The organism is Persicobacter diffluens (genome assembly GCF_036244895.1).
Classification (GTDB): Bacteria; Bacteroidota; Bacteroidia; order Cytophagales; family Cyclobacteriaceae; genus Persicobacter; species Persicobacter diffluens.
Genome location: NZ_BQKE01000006.1, coordinates 25,556 through 45,002, shown reverse-complemented (window position 1 = coordinate 45,002; position 19,447 = coordinate 25,556). Strand labels below are relative to the sequence as shown.

13 protein-coding genes are annotated in these 19,447 nt (G+C 42.8%); 8 read left to right on the top strand and 5 right to left on the bottom strand.

The annotated features are described in order from the left end of the window. Positions 1–36 precede the first annotated feature (36 nt). Entirely contained in the window at positions 37–1,083 is a 1,047-nt protein-coding gene (locus AAA970_RS24905) for a hypothetical protein (protein ID WP_338239622.1), read from the bottom strand. Positions 1,084–1,085: 2 nt separating this feature from the next. Next, positions 1,086–3,008, bottom strand: a complete 1,923-nt coding sequence (locus AAA970_RS24900; protein ID WP_338239620.1) for an HAD family hydrolase — start codon at positions 3,006–3,008, stop codon at positions 1,086–1,088. 1,160 nt (positions 3,009–4,168) lie between these two features. Here AAA970_RS24900 and AAA970_RS24895 point away from each other — a divergent pair. From AAA970_RS24895 to AAA970_RS24885, 3 genes are read left to right on the top strand one after another with little or no spacing between them, the layout of a single operon-like run. Beyond that, positions 4,169–5,212, top strand: a complete 1,044-nt coding sequence (locus tag AAA970_RS24895; RefSeq protein WP_338239619.1) for a DUF1214 domain-containing protein — start codon at positions 4,169–4,171, stop codon at positions 5,210–5,212. A gap of 18 nt (positions 5,213–5,230) precedes the next feature. After that, positions 5,231–6,037: a hypothetical protein gene (locus AAA970_RS24890; RefSeq protein WP_338239617.1), complete on the top strand. Its 807-nt coding sequence runs from the start codon at positions 5,231–5,233 to the stop codon at positions 6,035–6,037. Positions 6,038–6,047: 10 nt separating this feature from the next. Continuing rightward, positions 6,048–7,124, top strand: a complete 1,077-nt coding sequence (locus AAA970_RS24885; RefSeq protein WP_338239616.1) for a DUF1254 domain-containing protein — start codon at positions 6,048–6,050, stop codon at positions 7,122–7,124. Between the two features lie 437 nt (positions 7,125–7,561). On the opposite strand, the gene AAA970_RS24880 is transcribed toward AAA970_RS24885, so the two are convergent. Beyond that, positions 7,562–8,401 carry a hypothetical protein gene (locus AAA970_RS24880; RefSeq protein WP_338239615.1) on the bottom strand — a complete coding sequence of 280 codons (840 nt, stop codon included), beginning with the start codon at positions 8,399–8,401 and terminating at the stop codon, positions 7,562–7,564. A gap of 420 nt (positions 8,402–8,821) precedes the next feature. Here AAA970_RS24880 and AAA970_RS24875 point away from each other — a divergent pair, with 420 nt between their 5' ends. Together AAA970_RS24875 and AAA970_RS24870 are read left to right on the top strand one after the other, a co-directional pair. Beyond that, entirely contained in the window at positions 8,822–9,901 is a 1,080-nt protein-coding gene (locus tag AAA970_RS24875) for an AAA family ATPase (protein ID WP_060690453.1), read from the top strand. Continuing rightward, a complete protein-coding gene (locus tag AAA970_RS24870; protein ID WP_338239614.1) occupies positions 9,894–10,727 on the top strand; it encodes a ParB N-terminal domain-containing protein in 834 nt (277 codons plus the stop codon). The genes AAA970_RS24875 and AAA970_RS24870 overlap by 8 nt, the downstream gene beginning before the upstream one ends. Before the next feature lie 545 nt (positions 10,728–11,272). Here the strand turns inward: AAA970_RS24870 and AAA970_RS24865 are convergent. After that, positions 11,273–12,616: a replication initiation protein gene (locus tag AAA970_RS24865; RefSeq protein ID WP_338239613.1), complete on the bottom strand. Its 1,344-nt coding sequence runs from the start codon at positions 12,614–12,616 to the stop codon at positions 11,273–11,275. Between the two features lie 1,174 nt (positions 12,617–13,790). Beyond that, complete coding sequence (locus AAA970_RS24860) at positions 13,791–14,792, bottom strand: helix-turn-helix domain-containing protein (RefSeq protein WP_338239612.1); 1,002 nt, start codon at positions 14,790–14,792, stop codon at positions 13,791–13,793. 418 nt (positions 14,793–15,210) lie between these two features. Between AAA970_RS24860 and AAA970_RS24855 the strand changes: the two genes are divergently transcribed. From AAA970_RS24855 to AAA970_RS24845, 3 genes are read left to right on the top strand one after another with little or no spacing between them, the layout of a single operon-like run. After that, a complete protein-coding gene (locus AAA970_RS24855; RefSeq protein ID WP_338239610.1) occupies positions 15,211–16,488 on the top strand; it encodes a serine hydrolase domain-containing protein in 1,278 nt (425 codons plus the stop codon). 37 nt (positions 16,489–16,525) lie between these two features. Beyond that, a complete protein-coding gene (locus AAA970_RS24850; RefSeq protein ID WP_338239609.1) occupies positions 16,526–17,863 on the top strand; it encodes a serine hydrolase domain-containing protein in 1,338 nt (445 codons plus the stop codon). Between the two features lie 26 nt (positions 17,864–17,889). Further along, entirely contained in the window at positions 17,890–19,194 is a 1,305-nt protein-coding gene (locus AAA970_RS24845; RefSeq protein ID WP_338239608.1) for a serine hydrolase domain-containing protein, read from the top strand. Positions 19,195–19,447: the final 253 nt, after the last annotated feature.

Below are 19,447 nucleotides of genomic sequence, written 5' to 3'. Positions count from 1 at the left end.
TGCGAATTTTGGCTTTTAAACACACGCTGACACGCACTAAAACGTGAATCCACTCATCACATTATTTCCCTTGATTCCGAATCGATAATTCAGACTAAAAACAACCTGCTTTCTACTCCCAAGGAAAGTACTCATCAGATTATAGGACCAGCGGTGACTATATTGGAAATTCACCCCTGCGGTCATGGACATCGGGTGATGCAAGCCTTTCCTGAACCGGTAATCCATCGTAATGGGATCGCTACTGTTCAGCCAGCCGGATAATCCGTTATACACCCCTTCGACTAATCCTTGCTCCACATTACTAAGCCCGTCGTACCACTGATCCAGTTGCTGCCCGGCATCCTGCTTCATCTGCGGAGAAATGCCCAACAGCTTTTCTAAATTCACATCCCCTTCACTTTGGGGGTTCAATCGCATATACTCCACCCCGACCAGGAAGACCAGGTTTCGTTGCGGCTTATGCGGAAAGCGCATCATATAACCGATCCTTCCATCTACCACCATGGTGTTGGACGGTCGGTCCAGGCTCGGAACCCAGGTCCAGGTATTTACTAAATTACCGGAAACCACCAAGGGCCCAATCCCTCCGGCAGCCACCATTCCCCAGCCAAGTGTATTTCCCTGATTATTCGTCTGAAATTTCAGATCAAAAGGCAGGGCCAAATGCACATTGGTCGTGGAATTAATATGACCGGCCAGGCCAAAGAAATTCAAAAAAGGAAAGAGCCAGAAGTCATATTTCAATACGAAAGCATTCACATTGGACTGAATGGATTGAAAACGCGCCAACTCATCTACCCCCACCATCTGATCGGGATGGAAGCCCACTTCCAGATTATTGATAAAGATATCCTGACTGGAATGGCCGTAGCTAAACATAAACCCATTAGGATAAGGAATATCGAAGCCCATTTTTCTGACTTTGGCCCCCATAATGGGTAAATGCCAGGGATATTCCGTGGTTTTCAGGCTATCCCGATAGTGCTGATAATCATCATCAATGGACAAATTGGATACCTGACCAATAGCCGAAAAGGCGACTATTTGGAGAAACAGAACGAATAATAATGACTTTTTCATGATTAGGGGTGAGCAAGTTTAATGGTTACTGATTCAAAATTATTGGCCACAGTCACCTGCTCCCACAGGCTGTTATACCACAGAATGGCAATGAGGGCACTCGCTCTTTCCTCGGTCAGCACCGAATCAAAAATACCCGTAGCAACCACCGCATCAATAATGCTTTGCGCCAACTCTTCCGGATTAATGGCCGCTACCGACTCCAAAACAGGGAGCAAAATCGCCACTAATTTCTCCTCGGTGATCAGGTCTTTAATTGCGTCCAGCTCCAGTATTGATTGTGCAAATAAGCGGGCCAGTGCTTCGGCATTCACATTTGAAATCGCTTCCAGCAATGGGAAAACCAGCGGCTCCAGCTGTGCCGGACTCAGGTGCTCCGAGACCAGTTCACTTAGAGATGCTGCGATGACCGAAGCAATACCTTCAGCATCGAGCTGGGCGAGTATCGGTGAAACGACTTGTTGTACTTCCGATAATAAGGCCGGAGATACCTCGAGGGCCAGTTGTGCAATCCACTGCCCGAGGGTAGCCCCTACATTTTGAGGGTCGAGCTTTTGTAAGGACTCCAGCGCTGCCATGATGCTTTGCTGAAGAAAATCAGTGGTCAGCACCTGCGTTAAAATTAATTGAGCGACTTCCTGCGCTACCGTTTCCACACCGGAGAGCCCGATGATCGGTTTGGCGGTGATAAAAGCGGCCTTTATGATGCCTTCCATGGTTTCGTAATCAGGATCCAGGTTTAAATCCGGAAATTGTTGATTAAGTTGATCAATCAAGCCCCTGAGTGCGTCTGTAGTGGCTGCAGCCAGCTCGCCCATTTCAAAAAGCGAGGTATCCTCAATTTTTTGAATGAAGGGTAAGCATAATTGCGTCAATTCCGCTTCATTAATAAATGCCGCTTCCAACAAACGTGTCAGCTCCACCGCCAGCTGATTCACCTGCTGTGGATCAAGGGCGCTGAATTTCAGCCAGGCCTCCGAAATGATCGGACTGATATGCTCCTGATCAAAAAAGTCAAGGAAAATTTCATTCACCAGCTTAGCAATCGTAGCGGCTCCCTCCTCCGGATGCTGCTTCAATTCCAGCACTAGCGGAAGAATGCCCTCATACAGGTTTTCCTCTGATAATGCCTGCTGAAGATATTGCGCTAAGGCCTGCGCCACTACCTGAGTGGCTTCTTCCGGATCAATCTGATTCAGTTTTTCAAACTCCGGCTTCAAAATGTCCGTCAGTTCCTGCTCCCAATCGATTTGCTGCAATAATTGTATGATCTTGCCTGCCAATTCCTGGGCTACTTGTTCAGGATCAAACTCATTCAAAAATGATAATTCACCGGCTAAAGCCTGTACCACAAGCTTGTTGATTAACTGCTGAATCGTCTCATTATTATAGACCAGCGCGGCGATGATATCTCCCACCTTTTGGGGCGTCTGCTCCGTGACCGCACTGATAAACTTTTGATTGGTCTCGTGTACCAATTTCATGACCCCATCCGCATCCGTATAGAATTGGAATTCCTTTTCCTGAGCGGAATAAAGGTACTCATAATTGATGCTAACCGCCTGGCTACTTAATCGTATCAAATGATCATTGATGACGAAATAAGAAGAAACACTATCCCCCAAAGCATCATGTGGCCCTTGCGAGGCAATCACTTTCCGATCGGGAGTGAAGATAACCGACATTGGGTCATCCTGACTTTCGTCTGAAGATAGCCCGGGCCATAGCGCATGATTTTCCGTTGCCCCGAATAAAATGGGCGCCGGAATCTCCTCATTGGTGGTGCGTATGTCAAAATCTTCCAATGTCCATATATGGCTTTGTAATAACTGTTTCGTGTTTTGAACCGAAGTAATCACCGGATCAATCGGCTCCTGACAGCTCGCTAACACCAAAATAAATTGGACAAACCAAATTCTTTTCATTTTAGGATTTAATTTAATAGATGTTTTAAATAGACCTCGTTCATCTTAAATTCTTCAACATACTATCGTACACTTCACGCGCCTAGACTTCACCATTGATGAATTTACCCTACAAAGATCTGATACTATGAGCCAAAAGACTTGCACCACTCTCTCATCAACTTGCATATTTCTATCAAAAAAATAGACGCTGATATCCTGTAAATCCTCCGTATATAGGCTTTTAGGAGTCGTTCTCACCACTTTTCAAGCCATATCATGCATACTTCAATCCTCCTAACGGCCAGACAGCAAAAGGAAGGAACCGGTCCTCCGGTTTCGTTTTTTTCAGGGAAGCAGAGAGTGGAAGAGAGAGCAGGCTTACCAAAATTTGGGCTATTTAAAACCAAAGAAAAACACAATTAACAAGCTGAAGGAAAGCGCCTGTGGCTGGTTTAGGGAATTGAGCGGTGAATAATTCGGGTTAAACCTGCCGGTACACCATTCGGCTTAAGCGCGTATTTTAAAAACCAAAGTTCGTAACGAAAACCTGAAGGATTACGGAAGTCATACCCGATAATTTGGAGAAAGGGGCAGTGCTATTGTTGAGAAATTACCCAAAATCGCTTCCGGTAATTCGAATTTACTTCGGATGAAGTGGGTTTGAACATGCTCCAAAAAATAAAGGGAGCCATCGCTCCCTCGAAACTACTATATTGAATAGTAAGGAAAATCTTTATTTCCCCAAAGATAAAGCCTGATGTTGTCGCAAAAATCACCATTTCGGATTTAAATGTAAGTTTCTTTCATAGATTCCAATATCTATTTGTATTCCTGCCTGTTATCCTATTGCATACAGAAATTCAACAGAATGTCATAATTGATCATCTTTTTGATACCCGCTCCGGCGGGTACTTTTTTTTAGCCATATGGAAATCCGCCCCTTTTCATATCCTTGTTGAATAGCACTCCCCCACCCCTATACCCAAGAGGGCTTACAATTTTTAGCCAAAATTTAACCTTGCAAACATTATCGTGTTAATCGACTGTTAGAGTATGTTAAAAGCATTCGGCTGCAAAATCGCTTCCGGTAATTCGAATTTGCTGCGGACGAAGTGATTTTGAACACGATCTAAGCAAAGGAACTGATCACCAAATTTCCATTTTAGTCATACGTCAATATGAATAAGAAGAGACCAATAATTTTTCTAATAACCCTCCTGTCGCTATGGGGCTGCAATCAAAATAAACAAAAGCATCAGGAAAAGGCCGTTACTTCCAATACCCCCGTAAGCGTAAGCCCGGCCACTTTTATTCGCGCAGAAACAGATCGTGCTTTTGTAGAAATGATCAAAAATGCAGGACAAAGCAACCAGTTTTTCCACTTCCGGCAACCCACTCCATTGGATCAGCAAACCGTGATCCGAATGAATAGAGACGTGCTCTACTCCGGTGGGGTGTTTGATGCACGAAAAGGATTAGACATTACATTTCCTGAAATGCCCGATGACCGTTATGCCTCCATTTTCATTATCGACAATGACCATTATGTACAAGATTTAATCTATGAAGCCGGACAATACAGCATCCAGGGAGATACTGATTTCCTTTACCTCATCATTCGGCTTCAAGTCCTGGATGCAAATGACCAGGAAGAAATCAACATGCTCAATAAGCTGCAAGATCAATTTATGGTGAAGTCCAGATCCGGACAGGCATTCCCTGATTTCCGATGGGATTTGAAATCATTAGACTCTTTAAGAGCAATTTATAACCGGGAAAGCGCCAATTATGCGAGCTGGGAAGGCATGATGGGAAAAAGAGGGGAAGTCAATGAGAAAACAAGACATATCGCAGCAGCAGCGGCCTGGGGCTTATTGCCGGAAGAAGCCGCGACCTATTTAAATTACAAACCCACCACAACCACGGCTACGGAATGCTACACAGCCACCTATAAAGTACCTGAAAACAAAGGTTTTTGGTCGATTACTGTTTATGGGGAAGATGGGTATATTAAAACCGAAAATTGCCTGCTGAATAATTCCAATGTCCAACTCAATAAAGATGGTACTTTCACGGTACACTATGGATCGGAAGAGGTTTGTGGAAAAGTACCCAATCGACTGGATGCACCCGAAGGTTGGAATATTTTATTCCGGATATATCAACCAGGAGCATCAGTCCTTAATGGGGACTTTACCTTACCTGAGATCACTAAAAAATAAAATTCAACGAACTCCTTTATGAAAAACCTTTGTTTTTTAGTGATGATCTGTTTCAGTGCTTTTAACCTTCAGGCACAAAAAACAAATATTGAGGACGATAAAGCAAAGGCAGCCACTCAGGCCAATAACCCTTTGGCGGATATGACTGCGCTTAATATTCACAATTATTATGTCTCCAAACTCTCCGATGCACCCGCAGCATCCTATTTGAACACCACATGGATCCGTTTTGCCAAGCCGCTTGCAGATGGGAAATTATTACTTCGCGTATCTGCCCCCTTAAGCTCAATAGGCTCACCAGATACTGTTGGTCTGGTCAATACCATTAGTGGCCTGGGGGATGTAAACGCTTTCATCTCCTACAATTTTATTTCTAATGCAAAAACAACAATGGGTATAGGTCCTTTGGTTGCTGCACCCACAGCAACACAATCTGAAATTGGTGTTGGCCAGTGGCAAACAGGTCTGGCTTTTGTCACTTTTTTTGCGCAGTCTCCTCAGATTCAATTCGGCAGTCTGATCACCTGGCAAACCTCTGTTGGGGGCAAAGAAAATGATAAACGAGCGCAAATAGCCGCTTTTCAACCATTTTATATTTGGCAATTAGGCAAAGGAACCTATCTCCGTGGTGCGCCAATTTGGGTATTTGATATTGAAAATGACGCTTACCATTTACCCATTGGATTAGGTATTGGTAAGGTCATAAAAGTGGAGCATACCGTATTCAATCTTTTTATAGAGCCTCAATACTCTATGCTCACCGCAGGAAGTCAGCCTCAATTTCAACTATTCTCCGGCATCAATATTCAATTCATGAAAAACTAATTTATTGTATATGAAATTCCCCCTTCTTATCGCAGGCCTCCTGCTACTGTTCAGTTGTAACGACGGCAAAAAAGAGGTAAAGTCCAAGCCCTCCTACATGAAGGCGATTGATGCCACAGGTAAAATCATGGTGGACGAAACCAACTTCACCATCGCAGAGACTGACCTATATATGACCAATCATTCCAAAGATTATGCAGTAAACACCTTCCGGCATTCCCGGCAAATGTCTGATAAGGATCATCAATTTGTGGTGCGCGAAAATCAGGACGTCATGTACTCCCATGCGGTAGTCGACATTTCTAAAGGGGCGACTTTGATCAATCCTGATTGGGATGTCTATTCCGTCATTCAGGTGATTGACGAAAATCAATATACGGTCGGCCTCGTATATCCGGGAGAATCCAAAACCTTTACTTCAAAAGATGTCGCCCTGGGCAATCACTTATTTCTCAATATGCGAACAGGCGTCAGGACGATGGATTCACTGGGATACGCAGAGGCACACCAACACCAAGATAATGTTCAGATTTTAGCGAATTCCAATAAGGCTTATCAGGCCAAGGGCTTTGACAATCACTCTTTGGACGAAACCCGAGCTCGTCTGAAAGCCCGAATGGCAGAGGCTACGCAAGCAGAATTCTATTTTGGAACAAAGGATGAGGTAGATTCACTTCAATTCCTGATCGCCTCAGCGGTGGGAATTTTTGGCTTACCCGTTGAGCATGCAGCATATCTGAATACTATTCAACCCACTAAAGAGATTCAATCCGGAAAATGCGCGGCCATCACGATACCGGTTCCTCCCATTCAATTTGACAAAGGCGGATTCTTTTCAGTCACTACCTATAATAAAGAAGGCTGGATCGCCACTGACAATTTTGCACTTAACAACCGAAGAGCGGAACCTAATGAAGACGGTAGTTACACCTTTCATTTCAATTGTCCGGAAGAAAAAAACAATATTGACGTCGTGGAAGACTGGACAATTCTTATCAGATTGTATCGCCCAGAGAGTAAAGAAGCCATTTTAAATTATATGAAAAAGGCTGATGAGACCATACAATTTGAACTGGTGAAAAAATAAGTGCCTTTAGCGCGTGTTTAAAAGCGCACCATCCGGCTGCAAATTCAAATTATTGGAAATGATTTTGGATAATGGTTGAACCATAGCGCTGCCAGGTTCACGGTTGCAATACTCAAATTTTTATAGCGAATGACGTTTTAAAACCAGCATTCTGCATCGTGAATAACCATTGATATTATGGCATTTCATGGCAAATCAGGGTCCAAGAAAAAAAATAACGCCATTATTTAAATTCAATCATTATCCCCTGTTGTCTGGCACAACCTTTGCAAAATACTTAGCATAGGTTGATGTTGGGTGAATGGATGCTTAATCAACCTTGGTTAGGCATCCTTCCTTTTTGCAACGTCCCTATTTGAATTTGTATAATCATAGTGGTTCATAAGGTTATAGTTTGGTATTAGTATTGTAAGTCCGGTTGGTTCCCGGACTTTTTTTTATCCCCTCGGCGGAGTGATTTTAATGAATTTTCGAAATAGTGGTGTCGGCTTCACCTCATAATTATTCCTTATGACTTTAAACTCCCCTTTTAAGGTTACCAAACCAAAATACTCCCCCATTCGCTCAAAAGTCCTATAATCATAAACGAATAAGCAAGCATCTTTCCTGCTGGTTAATAAGGATGGGAATGCCTGAAAATACCGCTCTCCATAAAATTCCGACGGCCGGTATTGATCACCGTATTTTTGCAACAGAAAACATGAAAAAGCAAATCCCAATTGCCCAGTCTCCTCTACTTCATGCCCATCACCATATGCCCAGTTAAAGTCCAGGCAATAACTTTTAAATATACATTCCAGCAGTTGCTGATCGTCCTTCAATAACTTCTCCCCTTTTTTCGTCAGGCTCAATTTCCCTTTTCGCTTTTTAGTAATGCCCGCTACTTCTGCTAATATTCTGGACAAATGAATCGGATAAAAAGCCTCCTCCTTGGATAGCTTTACCAAGCCGTGCTCTATAACTTGACTCTCAAAAAATTCAGTCGTATACAGGTCTTTGACCACCTTCACCGGCAAATTACCTTTTGGCGTTAGTTTCATCTCCCCCAGCTGTTGCACCGAGATCAGCAATTGTTTCACTAATTGTAATAAGGGAATAGTCTCCAACTCCTCCCTGTCTAATTGCCCTAACTTTATTAAACTACGCTCCTGAAAACAACCACGTAATAAAATCTGCATTTCCAATGCAGAATAGCCTTCAAAATCAGAACGGGCTTTTATGTTCTGCTGATCGGCATACTTTTTAAGATACCGATTGAGCTCATCCAAATTATCCATATTAAATCATTATAAAAACAGGTCCTGCTATTCAGGAAACCCTTCGATTAAAAACTATAAGGAATTAAACTTCTCCCATTTCAGCTGTCTTCCGCTTTTTATTAATCCCAAAATATTGACACCAACAATGCCTGGTAAAAAGCATCGCAAAGAAAATCGAAATCAGGATCCGTTCACCTGACAAAGATAGGATAATTTTACATCATGTAAGTTTTACACCAAAGAATCAAATTTGATTCAATTGGATATAAACAATCTCTGACATTCGATAAATGACACAATTTTACATCAACCCCCAAATCAAGCCCTGAATTACACTTTTTCAATCAAAAGAATCATTTTTGACTCAAAAAAGGCTTATTAAATTTGTTTTCTTCCTAATATGAACCATTTTTGTGTCAATCATGTACTTTTTACACTATGGAATTTAACAAACAAGATGCCCTTAACCAAGGATTGGCCAAATGGATCATTAAGCAGAAAAAACTTTTAAACATCTCTGCCATTTCGGAAGAAACGGGGGTTTCCAGAACACAACTTAACCGCGTTTTGGAAGGGAAGGCAGACTTTAATAATGGCCATTTCAATAAACTTTTCCCTGTACTGAAAGATTGGTTTGGATTAACCGAAGAACAGTTAATTGAACTGGTACAGGATGCGGCTAAAATTCTGGCTTTTTGGAACCAAAAAGGGGGAGTGGGTAAGACGACTTGTTGTAATAGTATTGCCGGTGTATTGACCGATCAGGGTAAAAAAGTACTGGTGATGGATTGTGATTATCAGGGCAATTCGACCTCCCTTTGGAATATCGATAAACAGGCTTTCCCTATGGAAATAATGGATGCCCTGGAAGATACGCAAGGAGAATTAATCAGAGACTGCATCGTTCAACTCCATGATATTTCCGAGCAACTCTATATTTTGCCTTCCTACGGAAAGCTAAATAATCTGGAGACCAGTGAAAAGCTGACCACCAAGCAGAAGCTGGAGTCCTTCAAAAACATTGTCAATAAAATCCGCTTTGAGTACGATTACATTCTGATGGACATGCGTCCGGATATGTATGGCCTTTTCTCAGAGGCACCCTTGGGTGCTGCGGAATGGGTATTCCTTCCGGTGGAAGCCTCCCTGTTTAGTTTTGATGGTTTGTCCAGGTCGGTTTCTTATTTGAAGGAACGCAAAAAAGACAACCCACTTTTAAAAATCGGTGGTGCGTTTTTCAATCGTACCAAGCCGGGTAAAAACCAAATGGAACAAATCGAGAACTATGCCCTTGGAGCAGAAAGGGAAGGGATTTATGTTTTTGAATCCATCATCCGGGATTCGGTAGGTATTCAAAAGGCATTTACTTACCGCTACGACCCCACGGTATTTTTGAATAAGTTCAATGAGGGGGAAATTGCCGATTTCCCTAAAACCCAATTGGAGCCGATTAAAAATGCCAAATCAGATTTTATGGAACTCACTACTGAATTATTAAACCGCATCCAAAATGGCTAAGCGACAACGATCCACCACTTTTAAAGCCAATGAGCAGATTTTAAAAAATCATCAGGATGTGCAGGCTAAAAATAGCGAGCAATTACATTACAAAATGCTCAAAACAACTGCCCTGACGACGAATCGATTCATTGAAAGATACATTGAACCACTGGCGCCGGATTCTTATGCCGCCTTAAGAGCAGATATTGAAAACAGGGGAGTGGTAGACCCGCTTTCGGTTTGGGAAAATGAGGATACTTATATTTTGGTGGATGGGCATCACCGAAAAAAAATTGCGGAGGAATTAAAGATCGATTTACTCCCCATCATCAAAATTGAGGAAATTGATAGTCTGGAAGATGCCTTCCGCTATATGAATAGCAAGCAGGTAGGAAGGAGAAATATCAGTAAGCTTCATAAGGATTATCTGATCGGGCGGGACTACAAGCTGGCCAAGGAGCGGCAGTCCAATAATGACGGTTCACTCGTAGGGGTATTTTCTAATAAGTATGGGATATCACAGAAGAGTCTGTTTAATAATCTGGATTTCTACACGGGAGTGGAGCTGATCAAAAAAGAACAGCCGGACCAATATGAAGCGATCTTAGGTTTGAATGATGAAAAACCACTATTCAACAAAAGTCAGGTCATCCAAATAGCAAAAGAGGGGAGTCTTCAAAAAGAAACGCCTGCCCCAAAAGTAGCATTAAGTCCTTTAGAAAAACATCAAAAAAGTGCGGCAGTCCTTTTTGATCGCATAAAGAAAATGAAGGATCAGCATCAAAAGCAACAATTGATTCAGGAACTCAAAAATCAGATTGAGCAATTGGAGGCTGAGCTTTAGCGCATGTTTAAGCCGGATTACTTATGCTTAACCCGAATTATTCATGCTTAAATCCTCGTTTAGCTGTTAGGCGGAAAAAATGAAGGAATAGTTTTCTATTTCGAGTTTTTTCCAACGAAACAGATGAATGAGGAGAAAGCAAGCTTGCCCAAATTTGGGCTATTATAAATCAAAGAAAAAAACCATAACAAGCTGAAAATAACTACTTTCGTTTAGTAGTGAATTTTGCGGTGAATAATTCGGGTTAAATCCTCGTTTAGCTGTAAGGCGGAAAAAATGAAGGAATTTTTCCTGTTTCATTTTTCCCCAAGGAAGCAGAGGAAGCAGAGGAATGAGGAGGAAGCAAGCTAGCTCAAATTTGGGCTAATAAAAATTGCAAAGCTACCTAAAGCGAATTGAAATCTTTCAGCCGACCCACTACATTTGGCGGTGAATAATTCGGCTTAAAGCAGAAAATAAAAAGAAGGGAGAAATGTACTCCAACCTTTCTCCCTTCTATTAGTTCAAGCAGAATTCAGGCTATTTATACTCCCAAAAATCCTGTTTTACTCATCAAAACCATTAAATACAGGTTTTGCAGGCGTAATTTTCACCCCATATTGCGCATCCCACTGAGACCGCTTCATTTCTAAAAAGGCCTGAGGATTGGCTTTCAGAAAATACTTTTTCTCTTCCTCGGTCCCTATTCGCTCAATCATGAAGGTCCCGAATTTCAGCCAATCACTGGATTTCATCTCATGCGCATCGATCCGCTCCAGTATGCCCCGCTTATCGGTAACCGATCCGTGTTCCTGGTACCAGCTTCTGAATTCAGAAATAAGCTCACTATTCTCATTGGCCATTTGGCAGTAGGGGAGGCGAACCGATTTATATAATTGATTAAATTCAGCTTTCCACTCTTCTATTTGAAGGGCCAGTTCCTGTTCTCCCGCCTTTTGTTGCGCTGCTTTCTCTGCTTGCTTTTTCTGCTTTTGTAAGCTCTGGAACTGATCCTCAAATTCAGGATCATTCATTAATTTTTTTCGGTAAGCCGATTTATTCTTTACCGATTTCTGCTTGGCGATATATTCATCCACATAGACTTCTTTCTCATCCTGATGACCATATTCACGAACGGCACCCTTTGGTAATGATTCAATTTTCGGTCTTTGGTATTTTGGATTCGCTTTAATCTCAAAGGTCAGAGATACAATCGATCGTCCTTTTTTATGTTTTTCATATGCAATGTGCAGATCACTTTGCGTATTAATATCACGCTGAGCAGCCTGTAATACGTATTTTTCAAAATCCTTAAAGGCTGGATATTTTGTATCCATTTTCATCAATTCCTCCTCTGAAAGCATCATGGAATTGCCCCTTGTGCCCGGCTTATGCTTAATTAAACCTAATCGCTCCCGCAGAAAAATAATAGAAACCGTACGCTTTCCAACCTTTTGATATTGCTTGCAAAGTTCATAAACATTAAAACTATAGGAAGAATCAAATGACCACACATTTCCCAAAAGGTACTTTGTATACTCCCCGGAAAAACCCATTAACAAATCCCGGGCATTTTCAATAAACCGAACTTTTACCGTACGGTCAGCATCATAACCCGAAGCTTCCAATAGCGACACCTTCCGCCAGTAGCCATTATCACCAGTAACGTAAACCGTCAGCTCCGTCATCTCACTTACTGCCTTCTTAACCAAATTGTATTGCGATTTCCCAATCTTACCGGTAAAAAGAGATTTTACCGGAATTTCAATCCACTCAAACTTTTCCTGGTCTGGCTGTAATAAAGAAAAAGCAACCGCCAATATCCTTTGCTGTACCACAGAGAAATGGTTTCTGGACTCCACCAGCCGGTTGGACTTCACAATGGAATACTCTAAATTAACCTCAGCCATAAAAATATAAGCGTTTTCCAATAAAGGGAGTGATTTACGTACTTACGAATCAAATGTATACCCTAAAAATGAACCTCAATATAGTACATTTCTCCCTTTATCAAAACATAGAAAACCGTGATTTACTCCCTTTATAGTGCAATTTTTTGATTATCAGTGCTTTAGATAAACATGGTGTAATTATCGATAGGAGCAATACAGGGAGAAATGTACTCCCATTGCTGGCGTAATTTACTCCCTTAATATAGGCAAATTACTCCCTTTAAAACCGTAAATTACTCCCTTAATGGAGTACATTTCTCCCTTAATATAGGCAAATTACTCCCTTTATGGGCTTGTAACTCCCTGATATTCAACGCCCCCGAACCCCCGAAAACAGGAAAACATTTAAAACAATAAAACAACAGTTATGTCAGTCCCAATTTTTGTCGTAAAAAGATTTTTTGAAAACGTGATCATGTTAGAGGATCATTTCTATTGGATTGTAGCTAATGTTAAATATTTTTCTCCAAATGCATTATGTTAAATACCGCAATCAAGCGATGAAGCTGAAAACACGCCAAAAACGGGTTATGGATATCCGGGCTGGGTCAACACCTGCACCCTGCATGAAATAAGCCGACAACAAGGGTATTTGAGGCGATTAAAGGAACGGAGGACTATTACCCCATAACAAAGACAAAGAAGCTCAGAAGGCGGATATGGACGATTTATCCGAATTATTCAAGACCAGGTTCAGTAACCCTCGCTAAGAGGACTTCATTTCCGTTGATGAAGATTGATTTTACGGATTTTCGACTCGCTCAAATTGGGGTAGGCTAACCTTCTCTGCCTCCTTGAAGCAAAAAACGATACAGGGCGTTGCTTTTCTCTTTCCCGCCTTGCGGCTAAGCGCATGTTTAAAAGCCAAAATCCATAGCGAAAATTTAATGATGGCAGCAGCGATGCAGCAGCGATACCCGATTATTTTGAGAGAATAGTATCGCTATTGTTGAGAAATTACCCAAAATCGCTTCCAATCATTCGAATTTGCAGCCGGATGGCGTGCTTTTAAACACGCTATAAAGGAGGATGGAAGCATGGATCATTGGCTTGACAGCATTTCTCGTTTTGTGTTCATGGATCCCTTTTCATTGGTGAATACCATATTCAATTAAACTCAAAAAACAATCATTTAAACCGCCGAAATTCGCCTCAACGCCGAAGGTGGAAAACCATATTGTTTTTTAAACACCCTACTCATATGCCCGACATGACTGAAACCCAATTCATCCGCGATTTCCGTCAGAGAAAGATTAGTGTGTTGTATTTTTCTTCTGACCTCCTCGGTTTTTTGGGTATTATAAAATTTCAAAAAAGGCAACTTAAAAACACGCTTAAAAAGATTGTTCATCTTGGTAATGCTCATCCCATGCTCCGAACTGTAATCCTCCAGCCTGGGGATTTGATCTAGATTGGAAAGCATCTGATCTTTGATGGTGATAATCTTCTGAAGGTCTTCGGGGTGAATGCGTTCATGCACCTGCATAGGATCATCCATTTCCAGTTTTTCCTTTACCGCCCCGATAATATCGATGGACCGGGAAAGCGGGGTCGCCTCACGGCCATTACTTGACCTTCCCTGCTCAAAAATAGCTTTAATGTATTCCTCCATCTCGGCATCCAGTGAAAAATAATGTACCCATGGGGTAGTCTCCTCTGCTAATGCTTTAAGCTTGTGTGGTTTTTCATGCGTAAAGATCCGGGAAATAAGCTCCTTGGGGAATTTCAGACCTACCCAACGAATGGTGGCGCCTGCAGGGAACTCCACATTAAAATCCTGATTGGTATTATAAACAAATATCCCATTGCTCTGAAAGGATTTTTCTTCCGAAAGATTGATGATCAAACCGGAAAAGCCCACCCTGATACAAATATGGTCGCGATTCTTTTCTAGATTTTGAATGAAATGGGTGTTCTTGTGTAAATGCAACTCACAAATTTCAACGGTCAATTGCTCCAGAAAAAAAAAGTGGCGGACATCCAGATCGAAATATTCATTTTTTACTTGTAAATGATGACCATCCCAACTGCCGCCTATTTCTTCTGCTAATTGTTGATTATTATCTGCAGAGCTAATTTCATTGAACTCCACAATAATCGGATCATTGGGATCCTTTGGAAAAGTTACTGGCATAGATGACTATTTTCAGAGATTTACAAAGTATAAGGCATAAGCAATTACTGAATATAGGAAAACTCTTCAGGATGTAATATAACTACCCCTGATTTAGTTGAAGCAAACGAAATGATCGAATGTTCCACTGCATAATCATTATCAAATAAGCAACATTCCTATAAAGAAGCGTATCAATACATTCCATAACATACTTAATAAACCCTCAGCTCCCAAAGGGGCTCATACCTTCATTCATGGCCTTTTTTGACGATTTTGTGAGATCGTGTAAATCCCTTGTTTTTCTGTGCAAAGGTTTACCGAAGGAACCCCCGATATTTGTAATGTACAATAAGGGAGGGCAAAGATGTAGCGCTTCAGGCGGACCCGAACCTTCCTTTATGGAACACACCAAAACTGAAAACAAAAATTAACGATCATGTCTAAAAAGCCGGAAAACAAAATCTTTACCAGCGGTATCAGCACACAAACGACACCATTATCAAAAGCGAAATCACCGCTTAGCTGGAAAGAAATAAAAACCATTAAAGACCGCTTCTCCGTTCCTAACTGGCAATCTGCCGGAGATGATGGCGTCTACGTCAATATGCACCTTAATGAGTTTGTCAATGTGGATATGGCGATGCCCACCCATACCGAAAGACATATCCCAAGAGCGATTAATCCTGAGCTGGGGAATACCTCCTTTCAACTACAAGACGGATCACAGACCCCAACGCTGGAAGAGTATCTGGCGGATGACTACAACCGGGTGCAGGGCGTAATGATGGCACATCAGGGGAAAGTTATTTTTGAAGCCTATCCGGGCATGAATCCCAATGACTACCACATCTGGATGTCTACTTCCAAAACGACAGTGGGTACCCTTTGTATCCTCCTGGAGAGTGAAGGATTGATTGACCTTGAAAAACCGGTGTCCTTTTATGCGACAGATTTAAAAGGAACAGCATGGGATGAAGTTTCCATGAAAGATGCCCTGAATATGGCTACCGGCCTGGATCTGGAGGAAACTACGGCTGCTTTCTCTGATCCCCATAGCTGGATTGAACAATTCTTTGGCTCCTTATTCTCCCGTGACCCTAAAAGCAATTGGTTAGGCATTTTGAGGACGGTAAAACCTATTGAGGGGGAGAAACCGGGGGATCGGTTCAGATACTCCACGGCAGTCACTCAGGCACTGACTTTAGCCATTCAGGAAGTCACCGGACATTCATTTAAAGATGTATTCAATGCAAAAATCTGGTCCAAAATCGGGGTAGGTCATCCTTTTATGGTGGGAAACACCGGCGATGGTGTCGCTGTTGGGGGAGGAACGGTCAATACCACCCTGGAAGATGCCTTGAAATATGCCATGATGTACACGCCAAGCTGGCATGTGGTATCCAGCGAACGGGTGATTACACCTGAAATCCTGGAACGCATCAGAACATTGGGAGACCCTAAAGCCTATCAGGGCAGTGAAGAAGAGCAATACAGCCTGGAATGGACAGGTGATTTAGGCGAAAGAAATGCTACCCAATGGGATCAGGTATGGGCGGATGGTGCCATGTTCAAGCACGGCAATATGCACCAGGGCATTTATGTGGATGCCGACAGGGATTTCTGCGCCTTTGTCTTTGCTACTTCTCCCAACGAAAGATCTGATAAAATGCCCGGCTTCATGAGAGCGGTGGCGAAAAGGGTGGCTGGAAAGTAAAATCAAATATTAAAATAACGCTTTAAAAAATATAAATATGATGAAAAATTCATCTGATATAATCGCACCACAAGCTACGCCATCATCGGATTCCGAAAAAGGCATTATTCTGGCTGACCCGAAAGACCTCCGGTCTAACCGGTCCTTTCAGGAGGTGCTGGAGGTGAGTGAATTTTTAAACCAGGCAGAAAACAAAGTTCAGATTCAATTTCCGAATAAATACAGTGAATATGCCTGGATCAATATGTCCAAATATTATCCTACCGCTCAGGTAAGTCGAAAAGGACAGCCAAGCCCATTGCCTTATGCGGTCGATCAGTCCATTGGGGAGATTCAGTACCGGAATAAGAAAGCCGGAATGATATCGGTCAATGAGCATTTCAGCACCAAGCCCATTGATGCCATGGTGGTCGTTAAAGAGGGTAAAATCATCTATGAGCGCTACAAGACCATGCGCCCCGAGGACAAACACATTTGGTATTCGGTATCCAAGGTGACGGGTTCAACCATGATGGCGATGCTGGAGCAAGAGGGAAAAGTAGACCTTAACCTTCCTGTATCCCATTACCTGCCAGAGCTCGAAGGTGCTGTCTGGGATACGGTAAAGGTGGTAGAGGCGATGGACATGGCCACCGGCCTGAATGGGACGGAGCATGATGAAGAAATCCAAAACTCCCGAACCGATCCGGACCAAATCTGGTACCGTTGGGCCGCCACTTCCGCGGTAGGATTAGTACCTGATGTAAGAGAAAGAAACGAAAGCTGGGTGGATGTATTGAGAGATATGCAAAGAAAAACTCCCGGACATCAAAAATTTGAATACAATTCCATCAATACCTTTGTGATGAATCGCATAGTGGAACGTATTGCGGATAAGCCGCTGAACGAGCTCTACAGTGAAAAAATTTGGAGTAAAGCAGGGATGGAGCATGATACTTATTATCTGGAGAGTCCTTCCGGCAACACCCTCGGTTTTCTGGGCATTAATGCTACCCTCAGAGATTTAGCTCGTTGGGGAATGGTCTTCACCCCAAGCTGTGAACAAATTGCCGGGGAAAAGATCATCTCCGATGCGATAATGGAAAAGATCTATGATCGTACTTATGTGAACATGTACGATAAGGGCTGGATCGGTAAGAAAAACACCATCTCTTTCTATGATGATGCGGGAAAAATCTCAAACCGATATCAGTGGGATGCCGTCCTGTCAGACGGAGATTTATTTAAAGCAGGCGTTGGTGGCCAGGGGGTTTATATTTCTCCTCAAAATGATATGGTCGTAGCCTGGTTCAGCACCAGTGATGGCGATAATCAGGAAGAAGCGATGGCCCGCGCTATTGTGAAATCCGTTTCCGGCCATCCTATCTCACAATAATCATTCAGTATCAAAAAATTAAAGTCATGTTGAACAGACTAAAAATAACAGGCTTACTATTCATTTTATCTATTCAAATTAAACCCATTATGGCGCAGGAGCTTCAACCCATATCGAAATACAAAAAGTCTTTTACTCAGGAAGAATCTAAGCAATTTAAAAATGAGGCAAATCTGGGAGAATGGCTATCCGGTGGCGATGCCTCGGCATGGGTTAACCTGAGACCGGCAGAAGCCTTTCCGGCTACGGCAGTATTGCCCAACAGGCTTCCGGCACAACCTTTCCCCAAGGCCATTATTCCTGAAATAGGAAAAATTGAAGCCCCAACGGATGAATTCGGAACCATTAGTTTGGATGAATTCATGGCTCATCCCAAAAACCGTACACAAGGCTATTTGGTGGTGCACAAGGGAGAGGTGGTTTATGAAAGTTATCCCGGCATGAACCCTACCGATAACCACATCTGGATGTCCTGTGCCAAGACCATTCCTGGCTTAGTGATTGAATTATTGATCGATGAAGGCAAGATCAATGAAAATGATCCGATCGGAAAATATGTAGCGGCTTTCAAAGGCACCGCCTGGGAAAACATCAGGGTGGTGGACGTGATGGATATGACGACGGGGCTCAATATTCAGGAAGAAATTGAGGGCGTTAGTTATGGCCCGGGCTCCATTGCCAATCGTATGTTGGCCGCGGAATTCGGCATGGAAAGCGATGGAAAAATGGAGACGATGGTGGGGGTTTTACAAGATGCTAAAAAGGATTACGAGCCCGGAACACAATTTGACTACGCCTCCGTGGCCACACAGGCACTGGTACTCTTGGGCGAATCGGTAATGGACGTCAGATGGTCGGAATACGTGGATCAGCATATCTGGTCTAAAATGTATGTGGAATCTCCGCTATTGGTACACACTACCCCTGATGGCTATGCGATTGGCCATGGCATGATCTCCAGCAGGATTTCTGACTTTGCCCGCTTCGGCATGCTCTATACCCCCAGCTGGGACAAGGTCTCGAATGAAAGAGTGGTGACGCCAAAAATCCTGGAGCGCATCCAAAAAGGAACCCGTTCCAATGAATTTTACCGCAAGGGCTATGGTCCGAATATCATGGATCACCTGGGAGATGATCAGATGGTGAGTAATGCCCGCCAATGGGATGCCGTTTGGGAAGACGGAGACCTGTACAAGGCCGGATTCCAGAATCAGTGTCTGTATGTTTCTCCCTCCAGAGATTTGGTGATTGTCATTTACTCTACCAGTAACGACCGTTCCTCTACCCGCTACGCCAGACGTATCGCCACCAGTGGCCTTTTTGAGGAATAATATTCCTGGCGAATAAACAGCGCCCCGACATCAATCCCCTTTATCCGAAATACCCCAATGAGGAGGGGCGGATAAAAGGGAAAACCGAAACAAACAATCCGAGCAAAGGATCAACAGCGCTCCCGGGAACTTTTGAATGCTCCTAACGCCGCTGACATTTTTTTCAGATCGTGCAAATCAACTGATTTTTTATGCAATTGATCGGCCTTGGATTTCCTCATCTTTGTAATGTCAACAAGAGAAAAGCACTTTT